The 18,379-nt window shown below is 39.1% G+C and carries 16 protein-coding genes and 1 pseudogene; 11 read left to right on the top strand and 6 right to left on the bottom strand.

The window, feature by feature from the left end:
- Window positions 1–487 precede the first annotated feature (487 nt).
- From B4F08_RS15430 to B4F08_RS15420, 3 genes are all read left to right on the top strand, one after another.
- Window positions 488–3,700, top strand: coding sequence for a TonB-dependent receptor domain-containing protein (locus B4F08_RS15430; protein ID WP_291375212.1), 3,213 nt, complete (start codon window positions 488–490; stop codon window positions 3,698–3,700).
- Window positions 3,701–4,029: 329 nt separating this feature from the next.
- Window positions 4,030–4,848: a Slam-dependent surface lipoprotein gene (locus B4F08_RS15425; RefSeq protein ID WP_086208624.1), complete on the top strand. Its 819-nt coding sequence runs from the start codon at window positions 4,030–4,032 to the stop codon at window positions 4,846–4,848.
- 70 nt (window positions 4,849–4,918) lie between these two features.
- The gene (locus B4F08_RS15420; RefSeq protein WP_291375209.1) at window positions 4,919–6,412 is read left to right on the top strand and encodes a porin family protein; all 1,494 of its coding nucleotides are present in this window, start codon (window positions 4,919–4,921) and stop codon (window positions 6,410–6,412) included.
- Window position 6,413: 1 nt separating this feature from the next.
- On the opposite strand, the gene B4F08_RS15415 is transcribed toward B4F08_RS15420, so the two are convergent.
- Entirely contained in the window at window positions 6,414–7,412 is a 999-nt protein-coding gene (locus B4F08_RS15415; RefSeq protein ID WP_291375208.1) for a FecR family protein, read from the bottom strand.
- The gene (locus B4F08_RS15410) at window positions 7,409–7,954 is read right to left on the bottom strand and encodes an RNA polymerase sigma factor (protein WP_291375207.1); all 546 of its coding nucleotides are present in this window, start codon (window positions 7,952–7,954) and stop codon (window positions 7,409–7,411) included. Before B4F08_RS15410 ends, B4F08_RS15415 begins: the two co-directional genes overlap by 4 nt.
- A 280-nt stretch (window positions 7,955–8,234) precedes the next feature.
- Here B4F08_RS15410 and B4F08_RS15405 point away from each other — a divergent pair, with 280 nt between their 5' ends.
- Together B4F08_RS15405 and B4F08_RS15400 are read left to right on the top strand one after the other, a co-directional pair.
- Complete coding sequence (locus B4F08_RS15405) at window positions 8,235–8,831, top strand: biliverdin-producing heme oxygenase (protein WP_404814602.1); 597 nt, start codon at window positions 8,235–8,237, stop codon at window positions 8,829–8,831.
- 9 nt (window positions 8,832–8,840) lie between these two features.
- Window positions 8,841–9,263, top strand: a complete 423-nt coding sequence (locus B4F08_RS15400) for a YbaN family protein (protein ID WP_119064250.1) — start codon at window positions 8,841–8,843, stop codon at window positions 9,261–9,263.
- 170 nt (window positions 9,264–9,433) lie between these two features.
- On the opposite strand, the gene B4F08_RS15395 is transcribed toward B4F08_RS15400, so the two are convergent.
- Window positions 9,434–9,628: a hypothetical protein gene (locus B4F08_RS15395; protein WP_086208620.1), complete on the bottom strand. Its 195-nt coding sequence runs from the start codon at window positions 9,626–9,628 to the stop codon at window positions 9,434–9,436.
- Window positions 9,629–10,081: 453 nt separating this feature from the next.
- Between B4F08_RS15395 and sbmA the strand changes: the two genes are divergently transcribed.
- The 5 genes from sbmA to B4F08_RS15370 all read left to right on the top strand — a co-directional run bounded on the left by sbmA (window position 10,082) and on the right by B4F08_RS15370 (window position 14,790).
- A complete protein-coding gene (gene sbmA, locus B4F08_RS15390; RefSeq protein ID WP_110974966.1) occupies window positions 10,082–11,275 on the top strand; it encodes a peptide antibiotic transporter SbmA in 1,194 nt (397 codons plus the stop codon).
- A 140-nt stretch (window positions 11,276–11,415) separates the two neighbouring features.
- On the top strand, window positions 11,416–12,471 hold the full coding sequence (locus B4F08_RS15385) for a hypothetical protein (RefSeq protein ID WP_291375214.1): 1,056 nt from the start codon (window positions 11,416–11,418) through the stop codon (window positions 12,469–12,471).
- 59 nt (window positions 12,472–12,530) lie between these two features.
- Window positions 12,531–13,400 carry a hypothetical protein gene (locus tag B4F08_RS15380; RefSeq protein WP_291375205.1) on the top strand — a complete coding sequence of 290 codons (870 nt, stop codon included), beginning with the start codon at window positions 12,531–12,533 and terminating at the stop codon, window positions 13,398–13,400.
- A gap of 114 nt (window positions 13,401–13,514) precedes the next feature.
- Window positions 13,515–14,033: a hypothetical protein gene (locus B4F08_RS15375; protein WP_291375203.1), complete on the top strand. Its 519-nt coding sequence runs from the start codon at window positions 13,515–13,517 to the stop codon at window positions 14,031–14,033.
- 157 nt (window positions 14,034–14,190) lie between these two features.
- Entirely contained in the window at window positions 14,191–14,790 is a 600-nt protein-coding gene (locus B4F08_RS15370) for a hypothetical protein (protein WP_291375202.1), read from the top strand.
- 116 nt (window positions 14,791–14,906) lie between these two features.
- On the opposite strand, the gene B4F08_RS15365 is transcribed toward B4F08_RS15370, so the two are convergent.
- Both B4F08_RS15365 and B4F08_RS15360 read right to left on the bottom strand, forming a co-directional pair.
- Entirely contained in the window at window positions 14,907–15,485 is a 579-nt protein-coding gene (locus B4F08_RS15365; protein WP_291375201.1) for a DJ-1/PfpI family protein, read from the bottom strand.
- A gap of 223 nt (window positions 15,486–15,708) precedes the next feature.
- A complete protein-coding gene (locus B4F08_RS15360) occupies window positions 15,709–16,182 on the bottom strand; it encodes a hypothetical protein (protein ID WP_291375199.1) in 474 nt (157 codons plus the stop codon).
- A gap of 299 nt (window positions 16,183–16,481) precedes the next feature.
- Here B4F08_RS15360 and B4F08_RS15355 point away from each other — a divergent pair, with 299 nt between their 5' ends.
- The gene (locus B4F08_RS15355) at window positions 16,482–17,606 is read left to right on the top strand and encodes a hypothetical protein (RefSeq protein WP_291375197.1); all 1,125 of its coding nucleotides are present in this window, start codon (window positions 16,482–16,484) and stop codon (window positions 17,604–17,606) included.
- Window positions 17,607–17,636: 30 nt separating this feature from the next.
- Here the strand turns inward: B4F08_RS15355 and gatB are convergent.
- Window positions 17,637–18,379 (bottom strand): annotated as a pseudogene (gene gatB / locus B4F08_RS15350) (Asp-tRNA(Asn)/Glu-tRNA(Gln) amidotransferase GatCAB subunit B); the annotation flags it as partial.

Below are 18,379 nucleotides of genomic sequence, written 5' to 3'. Positions count from 1 at the left end.
TGTTTTGGGACTTATATTTTGTGAGAAATATAGCCATACATTTCTTTTCAGAATGGGCTGGGAGCATTGTACAGTATATATTTGATACGCCATGATGCTAAGAAGCTTGAGACAAAGCTTCTTTTTTTGATGGCATACTTGACCAATCAAAATGCCTTGTTTCCCATACATGACTATTTATACATCGTGAAATGAAGACGAAAACTACAAATGCCCAAACTAGAGCGTTTGCATTCTACATTTCATGCTGTTTCCAGATATAGAACATGAGACTTAAGACCTCATTTTCTATCACAATCTTGTTATTTTATTTTTACTAGGATTGAAAGAAACCGTTATTTTTTTCTGCTTATTTCCTTTGGGGCAAAATTAAATTAATTTTTTTTTGCATGTTTTTTATCCGCCACTCGTCTCTAGATATACAAACAAGGGATTTATATACGCTTGCTTGGTTAATGATTATCATTTACTTATTTTGGGTCGGGGCATGGGGCATTCATCAAAACTATTTAAACAGCAGGTGACATATTTAAGTCTCTGTATATCACTAGCCATTTCATCGACATTGGCTATGCAGTCTGTTTCAGCGGCACCACAAGTTGCTGAAATGAATTACCACATTCCACAGGGTAATTTGACCAGTGCGTTGAATTTGGTTGCGCAGAAAGCCAATGTGACTTTGTTACTCGACCCGAAAAAGACCAATCTGTTCCAAGCACCTGCTTTAAACGGAAAATACACAGCCGACGAAGCTTTCCAGCATTTATTAAAAGATACGCCTTTTAGTTTGCAAAAAAATGCGACAGGTTATTTGTTAAAAGAAGCTCCGACTACATCAAAGTCAGATACAGCACAAAATAAGGTCATTGCACAAGCATTGCCTGAGTCGCAAAGTACACAGGCTCTCGACGTGGAAAACCCAAACTCTGTTCATGTACAGCTCGAAGCCCTCAGTTTTAGTGGCGAAAAAGAACGAGATGAGCAAGGCTATGATGATGTCTATGATAAAAATATTTCGACCGTCTATGCAGGCAAAGATGCGATTGAGCGTTTTAAAGGGACGACGCCTTCAGATTTACTGAAAGGAATGTCGAATGTGTATAGTGGCGATGCTCGTAATAGTGGGGCTTTAGATCCGAATATCCGTGGGATGCAAGGGCAGGGACGTGTACCCGTCACGATTGATGGAACAGAACAGTCGATGACGGTCTGGCGTGGCTACAACGGTGCCAATAGTCGCAGTTATATTGATCCGAATTTGCTCAGCTCGATTCAAGTAGTGAAAGGTTCAGTTTTAGATCGTGATGTGAAAACGGGCATTGCTGGTGGGGTATCGGTTAAGACTTTAGAAGCGGATGATGTTGTACGTGAAGGACAGCGCTATGGTGCTGAAATTAAAGTAGAAGGCGCGACGAATACCACCAAAGCCCAAAAAATGCATTCTTATCATGGGCAAGATTATCGGGATGTCGCAGAATCTAAAGGTTGGGATAAGCTCGGTAGCTATAATGGTGAAGACCCATTGGGTCAAGTGACTCCAAAAACCAGCAGTGACAATAAACTCACACATTTAGAAGATCAGGCACTGCGTATTGCGGTGGCGACCAAACAAGATCAATTTGATTTGCTTGCAGCTTATGCCTATCGAGACCGTGGCAACTACTTTGCAGGAAAGCATAATAGTGACTTTTTTAAGCAGGGCGACCGTAGCAACATTGATTACAATACAGGGCTGGTACCTTATATGGCAACGGTCTGGCAACCAGGCAATGAGGTCACCAATACTTCTAATCGTATGGAATCTTGGCTGTTAAAGGGGAACTGGCGACCAAACGATGATCATGCGCTACAACTGACCTATCGAGATACCAACACCATTTATGGCGAAATTATGCCTTCGCGAATTATGTGGCAGACGCAGGACAATGTTCCACAGTGGCCTGTCAGCGAAGTAAGTACGAAAGCTTATAGTTTAAAATATAGATTTAACCCTGAAAATAGCCGTTGGCTTGATTTCAGTGCAAACTTATTTCAGACCGATACAGAATCACAAACCTATTCAGCAGGTGGTTTCGTGAACTGGATTTCAAAACGGGACTATGTTTGGGAAGCCAATGTTGACCGTGATGGAGATGGTGTTCGAGATAGAAGTCCAGGTGATGGTTTTACCATTCTTGACACCGCATTTACCGATGCCAAAACCACTCATAAGGGCGTGAGTCTCAGCAACAAGTTTAACTTTATGGATGCCTTAAGTTTAACTGTTGGAGCGGATTTAACGCGTGAAAAACTGACCACCAAAGATGAATATATCAACGATAGTCAGGGCACCTCTGCTTTTCGTATGTTGCCACGAGCAGGGCATCGTTCAGAAAATCAATATTGGTTTAACTTTGATTGGCAGGCGACGTCATGGCTGAACTTAACGGCAGGCGCCCGCTCGGTTTCGTATAGTTCTTTTGATGACTTTTTAAATGGCAATAAAGACAGCATTGCGGGTTTATCGGAAACCACACGGACCATTGGGCAGAAACTGTCTTATACGGAAAACGTCGATGTCTATACCCAAGAAATGTTTGATGAAATGGATCAAAATGGAGCTTTTGCTTATGATTGGGGGGGCGTTAATCTTGCGCTACGCAACCGTGCCAAACGTGCCATTGGAAAAGCCTACCAATTTAAAGGGGTACATTACTGGTATGCCGACGCAGATGGCAAGTTTCATGCAGAGAACAATCCATTCTTAAATGGAACAGTCGACTTAAGTCAAAAAGACTTGGCGCTCAATACCAATGGTCAGCCTGATGTCAGTTCTTCTGAAGTCACAGAGACTAACTCAACTGTGGTGAAAAAGAAAAAAGACCATAAAAATTGGGCACCTGCTGTTTCGGCAGCCATTACATTGAATCCGAACAACCGTTTTTATATTAACTATACTGAAGCCTATCGCATGCCGAGCATGTTTGAAACGACTTTAGGGTTTTCGGCATCACAGTCAGGTTATGATCTAAAACCCGAGCATGCGCACAACTTTGAACTGGCTTATGTATATAACATGAAGGATTTGTTTAACTTACAAAAAGGGCATGCAGACATCAAACTGGCATATTTTCATAATAAAACAGAAGATGTAATTGAACGTAATAACCAACTGAAATTTAGCAATATTGATAAACAGACAGTCGAAGGTTATGAGTTTTCAGGGCGTTTTGACAATGGTAAATACTTTACCGATATATCCTTGGTTTATAACTCAAAAAATGAAGTCTGCGATGAAAGTTCAGGTCTGCTTGCCAGTCTAGACGCCATGACTATGTCGGGTGTAGCAAAAACCTGTATCAATTATGGTTTCCCAACAGGTTATTTGGTCAATATGGCCTTACCAGAATACCAAGCGAACCTAACCCTCGGCACACGGTTATTGGATAACAAATTAGAGCTAGGCACACGTCTGAATTATTTTGAAGGCTATGACCATCCTTATATTGGAACTGAATTGGTGGCTTGGTTTAACGCACCTCTGCAATGGGATGACACGCTAACCGTCGATGCCTATGCACACTACCAACACAGTGAGCATTTAGGTCTGGATCTAATTGGTACCAACTTAACCAATCAATACTACTTAGATCCTTTAACCCGTTCTGCGGTTGCGGCTCCAGGTCGTGCCTTTAAATTGGCATTGAGCTATAAGTTTTAACTTGAAATAGAAGGTTATTACCTTGATTAATATATGAATATTCTAAAGCTAAATGTTTTGGAATATTCAAAGTAATACCGAAGGTTGGGCACTCTATATAGGCTGAACCTTCAGTAGAGAGTCCATGTATTCACATGTGGATGTATGGAAAATAACAAAACTGTATTCGTACAGTTTAATTGACAATTTACATAGCCCGATCTTTTTTATGCTTCACATCTAGAGAATTGAATCAAGCATAAATACAATCCAAATATGTAAATAATAATCATTAAGATTATCATTTAATTATTGATGATCTTAAATTCTAAATAAAAGGAAATGAACAAATGAAATTTAAGCAACTTACACTGGCAATGATTGCTTCATTGGGCGTAATGGGTTCTGCACAAGCAGCCTTGGTTTATGGTCAATCGGACACGACCAATTTGTTATTGGGCTCAGCGTATAACCTTTCTGGCACAGCAGCAGGGGGTGTCCAAGGTCAGTTATTGAACTTAAAAGCATCATTTGAAGATCATCTGGTTAGCTTTATTAATAATCCCAATTATGGTGGTACTTATGATCCTGCAACAGGCATCTATGGGTTGGCTGCAGGGATTGATTTGGCCAGTATTCCATTTCCACATACAGGTCTCGGTGTTTGGAAGTTCAAGAATGTAAGCCCCGCTGCAAGCAATGATGTTTGGTTTGGCGAATGGGCCAAAGAGGTGAAAGACAGTGCTGGAAACTATACAGGTGCTGCTGATGCTGCAACCCGTACAGTTTTCTATATTGGCAATAATACTGGCGCGTCAGTACCGAATGCAGGTACTGCAACCTATAGCGTGAGTGGCATTAACAATGGAAACAACTTGACTGCCACAGGTGCCAATACCTTTACAGCAAACTTCAATAATGCAACTTTGACGGGTCAATTAACAGGTACAGGAACGGTAAGTAGTCTACAAGTGAATGCTGATATTGATGCAAGTTCAGCAAGCTTCTATGGAACTGCCACTGCAAATGGTTCAATCGCAGGTGATGCATCGGGTCACTTCTTTGGTAACCAAGCGACAAATACTGGTTCTTTAGCAGGTATTGCCCAGTTTGATGACCGTAATTTAGATACGGCCTTTGGTGGTGTTCAGACTTCATATACTCCCTAATTGAAAGGCGTGAAAGACTTACTTCGGTAGGTCTTTCATATTTCTATGTTTTATCTTTTGAGTGTGAGTAATGAAAAAAAAATGGTTAATTGGCATATTCTTTTTAAGTCAACAACATATATATGCAGCAGATGACGACACTCAGTTGCGTTTGAACCAAGAATTACAACAACAGCAATTACAAATAGAACAACAGTTCAAACAGCAACAAAACATAGATTCTCATCCATTGCCGACGATGGTGATTGATGGGGAGGCCGTCCAAGTTCAGCCAAATGTGGAGGAGGTTGGACGTGCTTTATACATTGCAGTCATGCAAAAACAGTGGCAGGCTGCTCAGATTTATTTAAATCGCTATTTAAATTTTAAAGATCATGACCTGTCTTTGGCTTATTTTGCGCAAGCCTCACTGGCAAGAGTACAAGGTCAGGCGCAACAAGCTGAGCACCTATTTCAGCAGGCCTTAGAATTGCAGCCTGAGAATATGATGATTCGTTTGGAATTGGCAAGATTATGGACAGAACAACAAAAAAATAAAGAAGCTAAACAGTTGTTTGAACAGGTGAAGCAGCATTTAGTCGGTGCGAATGATCAAATTAGTCACAATATTAATCACAGCATCGACATGTATTTAAAAACTTTGAATCAACGCGATACATGGCAAGGCAATGTAGCTTTGGGGATACGTCATGCAACCAATATTAATAATTCTTCCGAGCGTTATACACTGGTACCCACCATTGTCGGGGTGGATGCAAATGGTGAATATATTATTCGGGACTTAAAGCAAGGTACTCCAGATCCGATTGATGCAAGTGCATTCGACTATGAAACAGTCATCAGTAAACGCTGGTCATTTGTAGGACAGCATGGATTTGCATTCAAGGCGCTGGGTTATGGAAAAAGTTATCAAAAGCAAAGTGACTATAATGAAACCACGCTCAATTTTAATGCGGGCTATAGTTTTCAAAACCCACGTAATCAAATTTTAGTTGCACCTGTGTTTGAACATCGGCGCTATGCTAATGATACTTTGTCAAATGCTTATGGTATGCGGGCAGAGTGGATGCGTTTTATCGGGCAGGATAAAGCCTTAAAACTGGAAGCAGAAATTGAAGATGTCGATCATATTTTATATGAAAAACAGAGTGGCATTGAAAAGTCGATATTTGTGACCTTTTGGAAAGTTCTACCACAGCAGTGGACGTTGTTTTCAGGATTAGACTATGTCGATCACAATACTGAGGAGCAGTATTTTGCAGCTTATGAACAACAAGGTGTTCGCTTTGGGTTGAGTAAACCGATCCTAGATGGAATCAACTTGACTGTGTTTAGCTCTTTACGTTGGAGACAGTACGATCAATATGTCAACGGTTTTGGTTTTGATACCCGACGTCATGATTTTGAACAGAATTATACAGCGGTACTGCAAATGCCGAAATTCACACTATATGGCCTGACCCCCAATTTAACCTACAACTATAACCAAAATAAAAGCAATGTAGACTGGTTATATAGCAATGATAAGCAAAGTTTAAGCTTAAAGTTTGAGTACAAATTTTAAATTAAGAGGCTTTCATTTTGACGTAGGTCACATAGTTTCCGATTTGAAAAAACTCAAGCTGAGGGTACTGTAACTGGATCAATTGCAGTGTTCCAAGCAAGTCTTGTTGAGGGTTAATAATCCCCGTCACTTTAATTTGGCTGAGTTCTTTTTCATTAAAAATCATGTAGCCACTATGGTAAGCATTTAAGCGATTGAGAAGGTCAGGTAAAGCCAGTTCATTGGCCTGAATTTGTTGCATTTGCCATGAAGTTTTGAACATTTGTGTATCAAAGACTTCAATTTTTCCAAGGCCATGAGCGTCAACTTGTATCCGTTGGCCTTCTGAAACAATTAAAGGCTTAGCCTGAGCAGTCAGATTAGCACGGGCTTGAACACGTGAATGCAACATATTCAGTGCACTTGTATCGGTATATTGGTTGACAATAAAACGTGTACCAAGTGCTTGATAGTCAGCTTGTTTTGTATGGACGATAAAAGGCCGAGCAGGGTTCTTAGCGACATCAATATAGATATCACCTTGGATCAATTCGATTCGTCTTTGCCCAGTGGTGTAATCCACTTTTATGGCTGATTTAGGCGCGAGGCTCAGCATTGAGCCATCATCGAGTACAATATTCTTCACTTCACTGGTTGCAGTTTTATAGTCTGCAAAATAATAAGAAAAGGGAATATAAGTAAAACTCAAATAACCAAGACAACTGATGGCCATCAGTGAGAAAACAGCCTGATTAAACAATGAGATAACTTTTTGTTGTTCATGCTCAATGGCTTGAAAGGTTTGTTCTACAGTTTCACCATGTAGGTTTTGCTGGCGTGATAGGTTCTGCATTTCAAGATCAAAGTCTCGAAATTCTTCAAAATAGGGCAGATATTGCGGATGATTTCTTTGCCAAGCCTGAAACTCTTGCTGAACTTGTGCACGCTCAGTTGGGTTGTCACAGTTGAGTCGAATCACCCAAAGGGCAATTTCTTTACGAATATGCCGAGCGTCTTTCATTCTTCGCATTCTGCGTGCATTTTATGGCGTAGCTCATAACAGAGACTGAGTCCATCGGCTAAATAGCCTTGTATGCTACGTAGTGATTTTCCTGTTAATTCAGCAATCTCAGTTTGGCTATAGCCTTCAATATAATAAAGAATAAAGGACTGGCGCACTTTAGCGGTGGTTTTACCTAAGGCAACCGATAGAAAATCCAGAATTTGTATGGTGTTTTCAATAGTGTTGTCTTGAATTAGCTCTTGTCCTAATTGAGCTTCATCGTAGAGATTTTTTAAGTAATTGGTTTCAATTACATTACGTCGATGCTGATCAATCAAAACGTGTTTTGCAATATTGATGAGATAGGCTTTGGGTTCTTGGATCGAAGCCAACTTATGTTTGGCTTGGATTAAACGCACAAAAGTATCTTGCACAATATCGGCAGCATTAAAGGGATGTCGAATGCGATATCTGAGCCATTGAATTAACCAGTCATGGTGCTGAAGATAAAGTTCACCAATTAACTGTTGCTGTGCTTTGGAAGAGGTGGAAGGAGACATAATACTTCCCCAAGGGTTTAAATGATATTGATTATCATTTATGATGTGTCCAAATGCAATAGTGCGTAAAGTAAAAAAGACGATTTTTCAGTACAGAGAAGAAAGTTAAATTATTTTTGCGTATTTTGAACTTTTTGTTCGTCTATATGTATAAGTCCAGTTTTACAGTTTAGAAAAATCATCAATCTCAAGAGATCCGAAAGCGTGATTCGAGTTGTTGGGAAATTCTGAAAAGAACAAACGTGGAAATCAGTACAAACAGGAACCATAGGATTTAAACGTGACCACCAGTATGAACCAGCAGCTAGAAACAAGTCTGTCACAGCGTCTAAAAACGGAAACTTCGACAGAACATGATCGAATGGAACAGTTAATGGCACAAGCAAAAGTCTTTGAAAACCAAAGTAACTATGCGCGCTTTACTTTATCTCAATATTATTTCCAGAAAGATGTTGAACACTTATATGCACATCCTGAAGTGGTACGTATTATCCCAGACTTAGATGTGCGTGGTCGTTCAGATGCTGCGCTGTTGGACTTAAAAGATCTAGGGTTAGCACCTCAATCCAGTAGCATTGCAACAGATCATGTCAGCTTTCCTCAAGCTTTGGGCTGGATCTATGTGTCTGAAGGTTCGACTTTAGGTGCAGCATTTTTATTTAAAGCTGCGCAGAGCCAGTTTGGTTTTAGCGCTGACTTTGCTGCGCGTAATTTAGCTGCTTATCCAGAGGGGCGTGCTGTGGTCTGGAAACGTTTTAAGCAGGCTATGGATGATGCCAACTTCAGTCAAGAGCAGCAAGATCAGGTTATTGAGGGCGCGATGCAAGGCTTTTCTCGCTTTGGTCAATTGTTAGCAGACTTAGAACAATTGAAGTAAGAGGCAGACATGCAAAATACCGAGTTAAGTTCAATATCCAAACCTAAGGATGACTCAGATTCAAATCTTGCAAAATCAATTTGGGTACGTTGGGTGTGTATTGGGCTTGCTTGGGTCTGTTTGGCTATAGGCACATTAGGAATCATTATTCCTGGTTTACCTACTTTTGATTTTTATTTTTTAGCCACTATTTTTGCCGCTAAAGGTTCGGCGCGTTTACATCGTTGGATTGTACAGAATCGGGTTATTGGTCCCATTTTACAACAATGGAAAGAACATAAAACCTTACCGACAAAAGCGAAAATACTTTCTTTGTTGAGTATGAGTCTTGCTGCTGGACTTATGCTTTGGAAAGTACCACATCCTTATTTTGTCGGTATTGCAATTATTATTATGATCGCTGTGCAAATTTGGATTTGGTGGAAAAAATAATCATAAAATCAATAAGTGTAGAAAACTATCAGCACGCTATTCATGTGCTGATAGGGTATGAAGAACCCAAATTTTAATAAAAACAATCAGTTTTTAAATCTATAAAAAAGATGAATGTTTATTTTTATCTGCTTGAGTAAATTTTATTTTTCTAAGAGAAGAGGCTTAAACTAGAGCTTCTGCCAGATTTGATTTTCATCATCATAAGAGACAGTAAAATTAAAACGTGAATCCGCTGTCACAAGGTAACCCGTTGGGGTTTTCATGATGACTTTTAAAATGGTGCCTTCTTCAAAGTTAATGGGCGGAAAGTCTTCTTTTGTAAGTGTTAGTGGTTTTATCAGTTCAAGTACTAGTGTTTCCATGGAACAGACCCAACAATTTTTTTTAATGTCTCGATACTAACATGAAGTAATTTTTATGTGTGTAAAAATGATCTTTTATCCATTAAATCAAAAAGTAATCGAAAGATAAGCTTGGCGCATTTTTATATACATAGAAATTTTAAATCTAAAGAATGACTTTCACTTTAGGGCCAAAGAAACCTACAGCAGACAAAAAATATCTAAGTGCAAAGAATGCTCAGATATTTGCGTTTAAATTATTGATCTTATTTGATTTAACTGGGTTTTGACTTTGGGGTTATAAAAATATCTAGATGAGGACTTGTAGATTTGTATCTAAATAAAATAACGTATAACCAAATCAGGATAAGTAAAGTGTACAAACTTGCTGTAATGCGATTGTACTAAATTAAGAAATAAGGATTAGTATGCAGGGATTGCATACCTTAAAAATAAAAGGGATATACATCGTTCATGTTTAAGTCATTTTTCCCAAGCCCTAAATGGTTCTTCCTTTCAGTATTACTGTGGTCTGTGATCAATGTCGTACTGTGGTATACGGGAGGCAACACATGGGGAAGTGCTATAGGATGGCCACAAGGATATGCAACCGCTGAACTGCCTATTGGTGTAAGCCGTTTTTGGTCGTCTTCCTTTCTTTGGTTTTACCTATGGTTTTTTATAGCAACAGCACTCTTTGCCTCGTTCTGGCGTTTTTTTTCAGACAATAAGTGGCAAAGATGGTCGATCTGGGGTTCTGCATTTATTCTGTTTAACATTTGGTTTGGTGTACAAGTGAGTGTTGCAATCAATGCTTGGTACGGTCCTTTTTGGGATACGATTCAAGGCATGCTGGGTAAAGGAGGGAATATCAAAGAACTCTATATGGGGACTTTGACTTTCTTGTATATTGCCATGATTGCAGTGACTTTCGCGGTTATCAATGCCTTTTTTACCAGTCACTATGTGTTCCGGTGGCGTACAGCGATGAATGAATATTACACCGAGCGTTGGGAAAAATTGCGTCATATCGAGGGGGCATCACAACGTGTACAAGAAGACACCATGCGTTTTGCCACGATTATGGAAGATTTGGGCGTAGAGTTGATCAAAGCAGTAATGGTATTGGTGGCTTTTCTTCCAATTTTGTTCGAGTTATCGAAACATGTACCAGAGCTACCCGTCGTTGGTGAAGTAAAGCATTCTTTAGTGTGGGCGGCCATTATTTGGGCTATTTTTGGTACAGTTCTGTTAATGGTGGTGGGAAACAAACTACCAGGTTTAGAGTTTAATAACCAAAAAGTTGAAGCTGCGTATCGTAAAGAATTGGTTTATGGGGAAGATCATGCAGATCGTGCTCAACCCGCGACATTGACTGAACTGTTTAGTCGGGTACGTAAAAACTATTTCCGTTTGTATTTTCACTATGCTTATTTCAACTTAGTGGCAACTTGGTATAAACAATTGGACATTTTATATAGTCTTGTTGTGCTATTTCCTGCGATTGCAGCCGGGAAAATGACTCTTGGTTTAATCAATCAAATTGGTAATGTATTTGATAAAGTTCGTGAATCATTTCAATATCTCATCATGTCATGGAAAACCATTATTGAGCTACTTTCGATTTATAAGCGTTTGAAAGCTTTTGAGTCGACACTTGACGAATAAATCCATTGTTTTTAAACCTGCCTCTAGGGCAGGTTTTTTTATTTGCTCAAGCATCGTTTTGTCTATAACTTGTGTTGTATGGTTCAAACTAAATTGATTAAATGGTGTTGAATTTATCATAAAACACATCATTTTGATGTATTCATCAAGCTAAAATAAATAATAAAAACAGTAGTTTGAGTTTGTTATTTTATGATCTTTCCGCTAATGTTTTTATGCGGGTGTTTAAGAGTAAAGTCGTAGTGAATTATAAAATTTTATGGGTATTTGGGGTTTTGGGGAGTGTGTTACAGGGCTGTACTAGTCTGGGAAATATAGCACAAGAACCGTTTACAAATATTGCATCACCACAAGAACTCATTGTAGAACGAAAAATTAATGATACTGACAAAAGTAGCAAAGAATATGTGTATCACAAAGTGGGTGTACAAAATGAAAAAGACATTGAGGTGCTCTATCCACGAACCATGTTCAGTCAGTATTGCCAAGCCCATGGTGGACGTTTTACTCAGACACAAAAAAGTAGTTTTAGCTTAGTGAAAGATCCGTGGGCGAAAAAGTTACTTCGCACTTATAACAGTTTAAAACAGGGAACGGGTACTTTTCGTTGTCAGCTTAAAAATGGTGAACAGTGGCAAGTCAGCATAGAGGCTTTGTCTGAACGTAAGCTACCAAGTTCCAATGATACTCGTGTGGTGAATCTACAAACTAAAGTCTTGGCTGAACACGGACAAGCACCAAGAAATACCACACCTAGTACTCTAACGAAGAAAACGGTGATCAAAGCTCCGCAGACAAAGTCAGAGGCGAAAAAAGAAGAGCCGAAAAAAGAAGTGGAGAGCAAAAAGGAAACTAAAGTCGAAGAACAACCTAAGGTCAGCAAAGCTGTAGAAACACCACAACAGCAACAGACCAAACTGTATGTGGCAGCTCGCCGTGATATTAACAGTGGTCGCAACCAAGTCACTGCTTGCAATAATGCCCAACGCGCATATAACTATGGGCGTTTACCAGGTTCAGATGCCTCAAATGTTTATACCGAATCAGGCATATTAGTTGCACGTTGTTTAACCAGCATCCCAAGTTATAGCAGTCGTTTTTCTAACCCTAAAGGGCAGGCAAAGTACGTGTTACAGAACTTAGCCAAAAACCATAACCATACAGGTGCTAAAAATATGCTCAAACAAATGAAGTAATATTTTCGGCTGTTTTTGACAGGACTTCATGTGGGCATCTAAACCAAAGGAACTCGATCATGAGTCATGTCACAAACCCAGCCACCTATTTTACTGCGCCTTTGTTAGATCAGACTTTGCAAGAAATAGACGTTGATATTTCTGCTCAACCATATTTTTACAATAATGGTGGGACTCCTGAGTTTTTAGCTGATCTGTCAGATGCTATTGAACTCATTTCTGCATCATCGACCAATGCCAGTATGAGTATGAGTATGGGGCATGTATATGCTGTGCCTGAAGAGATTGAAACGATCCAAACCGATTGGGGGGAACAAACTCAGCTTGCGTTCGCAGGAAACACTTTTGAGTTTATGCCACTCAAAGCCACGCCTGAAACGGCCGCTGCATTTGGTATGACTTTAGTCAAAGCAGGACAAGCGATTGCCGTTATAGCAACAGAGCAGATGCTATCTCAAATTGAATATCGTTATGGCATGATGGCAGGTCACTTTTTTCCTTACGATTCATCTCAGGCTAATTTGACCGAGAAAACCTTATATCCTTTTGTCATCACAGACTTGGAACATCATGATTTTCCGCATGTGTTTGCTTCGACCGACCCCAATCAATTACCGTTGGTGATTTCAGTAGGACGCTATTTTCCTAAAGATCGAAAAATTTACTTGGCTGATTTGTGGGTGGAACATGGCGACGCGCTTTATATTCCTGAAATGCCGAAGCAAGTCGCCCCTGAATTTGTCGATTTACATAATAACCGTAATGCTGCTTTAGCGTGTTGGAAAGCCGAAAGCGGTCAATCTATGATACAGATGCATACTCTGCTTGATCCCAAAGGTTACTTCTATTGGTTTTGGAACGCATGCCCGACCATTCATCCACAGTTCGATGCGTTTGAATCTGCTAAGTTGAATATAGAAATCACTTGAATGAAGCGACTTTATCTTTTTACTTCAATTACACGGTAATTTTACAGTTCCATAACAGGCTGATTGACGGGCTTTGTGATACAAAGAATGCAATTGTTGATTGGAGTTGAGTTTATGTCACAGCCTGTTTTAAGCATATTGCGTGGTCGGTCTTCTGCTATTTTTCGTCATGCTGTTATGGCAGCAGCATTGTGTGGTTCAGTCCAAGTTGCAACAGCCAGTACCACAGTCGACCAGCTGAGTAATTGTTTGGTGAAGTCAACGACAGCAACAGATAAAACCACCGTGTTACAGTGGACGTTTGCGGCATTGGCGGCACATCCAGATTTGAAAGTGTATAGCAATGTCACCGATGCACAGCGTACACAGCTAGATAAAAACCTCGCCCAGGTTTTACAACGCATTTTGGTGGAGCAATGTTCAGCCCAGACCAAAGCTGTGATTCAAGCTGAAGGCATACAAGCGGTTGGAGATAGCTTTCAGGAACTTGGACAGATTACGGGTGAGGAAATTTTAAAGAATCCTGAAGTGAAAGGGCAGTTACAAGGTGTGCTGCGCTATGTGGATTTGAATAAATTGGTCACGACTTTTTTAACCCCAGAAATTTGGAATAAGTTGGGTGTCACGAGATAGTTGTAGTTAAATGCTAATCTAAGAATCATAAAGCCTCTCTCCAAAGAGGCTTTTTATCCGGAAGATCAAAATATCATTTATAAATAGAATTATAAGTTGTGTAACTAATTATATTTGCTAGTATTTGATGTGAATTTTTAATTGATTTTTACAATAGATGAAAAAAATAGTGATTGGCTTTTTAGTCTTGGGATTAGTTGGTTGTAGTGCAGGAATGGTGAATCAATCGAAAAAAATGTTAGGTCTCAAGTTATATCAAGACTCTAATGCTGAGCACACAGCAAAGCTTCGGATTGAAAATAAAAATAACTTTGGCGTACGTTTATACCCAAATGGGTGTATGACTTCAATGCAGCCAAACTTCCAAATGTTACCCGAAGTAGAAAGTATGGGATCATTTAAAGAACAAATGCAAAGCAGTCAGATTAAGTATAAACAAAAATTATTAGACATGCCTTTTCCGCCGGCTGAAATTAATTTTGCTGAGTTTAAAGTACCTGCTGAACGTTTTTTAGCAATTAGTGCATATAAAAGTTACCACAATGGCGTAGAGTTGCGTGGTTGTAGCGTTAATGCGGTTTATAAATTTGCAACAAATAAAAATTATGAGTTATTGGATAGCGCTGGCGGAATGCAGTGTTCTTTGGCAATCAATGAAATCATGTCCACTGGTAAAAGGGTTGAACTAAAACCACTTAGATCTTTAAATTATGTAAATGAATGGGCGGGATGTGATGCCCAACTCGAAGGTTTGTAGTCATTTAAAAAGAACAGCGCTTAAAAAAGCTCCTTGAATCGAAGGAGCTTTTTTATTTTTGAATCTAAAAAGATGATAGGGCATATCATAAAATATTCATTTGAAGAACAAGACAATTAAATCGTCACAGTCGCCCCTAAAGCTTGAATAAACTGCGCCATCCAAGCAGGGTGTGCAGGCCAAGCAGGTGCTGTGATCAAGTGCCCATCGGTTACAGCTTCCGTCACTTCAATATCTGCATAAGTCCCGCCTGCTAGTTTCACCTCGGCTGCGCACGCAGGGTAGGCTGAACAAGTACGGCCTTTGAGTACATCGGCTGCTGCAAGAATTTGTGCACCATGACAAACCGCTGCAATTGGTTTTTCTGCAGTATCAAACTCACGTACGATTTCAAGGATACGTTCATTCATACGTAAGTATTCGGGCGCGCGACCACCGGGAATGACTAAACCGACATAGTCCGCAGTGTGTACCGCTTCAAAGTTGTAGTTGATGGCAAAGTTATGACCGCGTTTTTCACTATAGGTTTGCTCGCCTTCAAAGTCATGAATAGCTGTGGCGATGCTTTCACCTTCATTTTTTTCGGGGCAGACCGCATGTACGGTATAACCGAGACCTGTTAAAAATTGAAAAGGCACCATGGTTTCATAGTCTTCAGCATAGTCACCTACGAGCATTAAAATTTGTTTGGACATCTTTAAACCCTCTTTATTGTTTGTGCATATTTATGTTCAATTTTGATCTAAATTAACACAGTTCAGATGTCATTTTTAAGTCATTCAGTGCTCTTTAGTCGTATAACTGAAGTCATTTTTATAAAAAAGCCTCAATCAATTGAGGCGTTATCACTGTCTGTAAAAGCGTGTTAAATCAATCAGTCTACATATTCGTTGATATGAAATTTACTATGCTGACATTTTAATAGTTTAATGTGCAGGCTTTGCCATTATATTCATAACGGTTGACAGCATATTTTTGACCATTCCAGCGGTAAACTGCAAAACAAAATCCGGGGCCACCATTTTCAATATCTGGCCAGCCGTCTTTTCCTTTGGTTTTTAGAAAAGTAGGAATGCCCATGTTTTCAAAAATGAGTTTCCAATCTCCAGTTTTTTGCTGAGCAACGATATGGTAGCCGACACCTGTGTTGCCATAGCACATGGTGCTGTAGTCTGAAATGACAGCGTCTTTTAAACCGTCACCATTGAGGTCTTTGTATGTGGTGATTTCACCTGTGTCGCAGCTACCTTTCCAGCCATGTTTTGTTTTTGAAAAGCCAGCGGCTTTAAAGATTTGACTGGCTTCTTTTGTAGGAACATTGGGTTTGGTTTCTGCAAAGGTAGTGGTGCTGAGAAAGGCAAGGGTAGAAAGTGTAAGGATGACTGTTTTCATTTTTGTCCTTTGATTTTTTGCAAGTGGTTAATTTTTAAAAATAGAATATGTTTAGTGTAGTGGGTTTTGAGGAGTTAGCTAGGTAGTTTTATCTCTCTATTAATGCTCCTTCTCCCAATGAGAGAGGGCTAGGGGTGTAGTAATTTAGCAGTCACGTATAAAAAGACTTTGAAAGTTGGATGTGTGCTAAACCTTCGAGTGCGATAGTAAGGAATTTTTAATAAAACTATTTCTTGATCAAAAAATGAAATATATTTAATACCATTTATATTTAAAACTTAAAGAGTTAAATAAAATCAATGAATTATAATGAAATAATTTTATCTAATTTTCCTACTCAAGTTGGTGTGTTGTCTGTAATAGGTGATAAAGAGCAAGATATAAACTCTTTTAGATATTTAGGATATGTAAACAAAAGAGATTATAAAATTCTTATTGATAACGCTTTGCAAAAGCTTTTTATTTCTTTAATTCTTTATAAAAAAATTTATCTTTCGGATAAAGACTTTATGAAATTAATAGAAATTATAGGTTGGGAGGAAGGTTTAGTGCTTCTCAAAAGTGATGCTGTAAAGATTTTTTATGATAAATATGAGCCAAGTGTTACTGTTCATCGCAGTAAAAGACATATACTTTTAATGCCTTGGTATGAAGTTGAGCCTACTTGCTACATACGAAAATTAGATTGGTTAGACATAAATTTTGAAGATCAAGGACTTGAGCATTCATCTAAGAGTGAAATTATTAATACATTTCAAGATGCCTATATAAGCTTAGAAGATGTGAGTGAAAATTTTTATGACTCAACCATAAAAGTCATTAATCAAGTAGAACAAAAAAATATTAAAAATTTAGACTATCAAGAAACTTTATATATTTTAAGAGTCTATGAAATCTTCAATAGTTTTCGACAAAGAAATCGTTTTGATGTAAGTACACATCTTCTTGATGCTTTTGCTAAGTCATATTTACATAAAAATGCTATTACCTCACTGTTTGTAGATAAAAAGGAATCAAAATTGGAACTTTTTGATTCTATTGTTGAGGGTAAGGGGATACCAGATATCTATCAATTGCATAAATTGGGTGTGTTAAGGGTGAAACAAGTTTTAGAGATACGGGAAGATTTAAATACTCAAAGGTTTAGAGATTGGTTCTTAGATCCATCTAGGTCAGATAATGAAATATTTTATAATGTTATTAAGAGACAAAATGTTTTTAATAAAATACATTGGGATGCTATTAAATTTGTTACAACAACCTTGGTTGGGATGGCAGATCCACTATCAGGATTATTAACTAGTATTTTGTTTGAAAGAGATGTATTCAAGAACAATAAAGACACTTGGCATCCTAATTTATTTCTAGATGATGTTTTGAACAAAAAACTCAACTATATAACAAATAAAGAAAACCCGTCCTAAGACGGGTTTCTTTTTCAAAAACAGATCAGATCAACCAATCAATTTCTTCATCAACTCATTCACTTGAGCAGGGTTAGCTTTACCCTTAGATGCTTTCATCACTTGACCCACAAGACCATTGAAAGCTTTCTCTTTACCAGATTTAAACTCTTCAACCATCTTCTCGTTGGCAGCAAGTACGTCTTTAATAATCGCTTCAATCGCACCTGTATCAGTTTCCTGCTTCAAGCCTTTTTCCGCAATAATTTCGTCAGCAGTTTTGCCTTCATCCCACATAAAGCCGAACACTTGCTTCGCAATCTTGCCACTAATGGTGTTATCCACGATACGTGCAACCATGCCGCCCAGTTTTTCAGCCGAAACAGGAGAGTCTGTGAGTTCTAAGCCCGCTTTATTTAAAGCACCAGAGAACTCGCCCATGACCCAGTTTGCAGACACTTTACCTTGAGCCGCGCCGCCAGCAGCAGCCACAACCACTTCATAAAAGTCAGACATTTCACGGGTCAGCGTCAACACATGCGCATCGTACTCAGTGACACCAAAGTCCGCGACGAAACGCTCACGACGTGCCGCAGGAAGCTCAGGCAATGCAGCACGAGCTGTTTCAATTTGCGCATCAGAAATAATCACAGGCAACAAATCAGGGTCTGGGAAGTAGCGATAGTCGTTCGCTTCTTCTTTTGAACGCATTGAACGTGTTTCCATCTTCACGGGGTCGAATAGACGCGTTTCTTGGTCAATCGTGCCACCCCATTCCAAAATTTCCATTTGGC

It is taken from the genome of Acinetobacter sp. UBA6720 (assembly GCF_002454215.1).
Taxonomy (GTDB): Bacteria; Pseudomonadota; Gammaproteobacteria; order Pseudomonadales; family Moraxellaceae; genus Acinetobacter.
This window is presented reverse-complemented; position numbering and strand designations above follow the sequence as displayed.

Coding starts and splice junctions, on each gene's coding strand:
- B4F08_RS15400 (WP_119064250.1), top strand. CDS start 8,841: ATGCAAAATACCGAGTTAAGTTCAATATCCAAACCTAAGGATGACTCA.
- B4F08_RS15380 (WP_291375205.1), top strand. CDS start 12,531: ATGAGTCATGTCACAAACCCAGCCACCTATTTTACTGCGCCTTTGTTA.
- B4F08_RS15365 (WP_291375201.1), bottom strand. CDS start 15,485: ATGTCCAAACAAATTTTAATGCTCGTAGGTGACTATGCTGAAGACTAT.
- sbmA (WP_110974966.1), top strand. CDS start 10,082: ATGTTTAAGTCATTTTTCCCAAGCCCTAAATGGTTCTTCCTTTCAGTA.
- B4F08_RS15420 (WP_291375209.1), top strand. CDS start 4,919: ATGAAAAAAAAATGGTTAATTGGCATATTCTTTTTAAGTCAACAACAT.
- B4F08_RS15360 (WP_291375199.1), bottom strand. CDS start 16,182: ATGAAAACAGTCATCCTTACACTTTCTACCCTTGCCTTTCTCAGCACC.
- B4F08_RS15395 (WP_086208620.1), bottom strand. CDS start 9,628: ATGGAAACACTAGTACTTGAACTGATAAAACCACTAACACTTACAAAA.
- B4F08_RS15425 (WP_086208624.1), top strand. CDS start 4,030: ATGAAATTTAAGCAACTTACACTGGCAATGATTGCTTCATTGGGCGTA.
- B4F08_RS15370 (WP_291375202.1), top strand. CDS start 14,191: ATGAAAAAAATAGTGATTGGCTTTTTAGTCTTGGGATTAGTTGGTTGT.
- B4F08_RS15375 (WP_291375203.1), top strand. CDS start 13,515: ATGTCACAGCCTGTTTTAAGCATATTGCGTGGTCGGTCTTCTGCTATT.
- B4F08_RS15355 (WP_291375197.1), top strand. CDS start 16,482: ATGAATTATAATGAAATAATTTTATCTAATTTTCCTACTCAAGTTGGT.
- B4F08_RS15415 (WP_291375208.1), bottom strand. CDS start 7,412: ATGAAAGACGCTCGGCATATTCGTAAAGAAATTGCCCTTTGGGTGATT.
- B4F08_RS15430 (WP_291375212.1), top strand. CDS start 488: ATGGGGCATTCATCAAAACTATTTAAACAGCAGGTGACATATTTAAGT.
- B4F08_RS15410 (WP_291375207.1), bottom strand. CDS start 7,954: ATGTCTCCTTCCACCTCTTCCAAAGCACAGCAACAGTTAATTGGTGAA.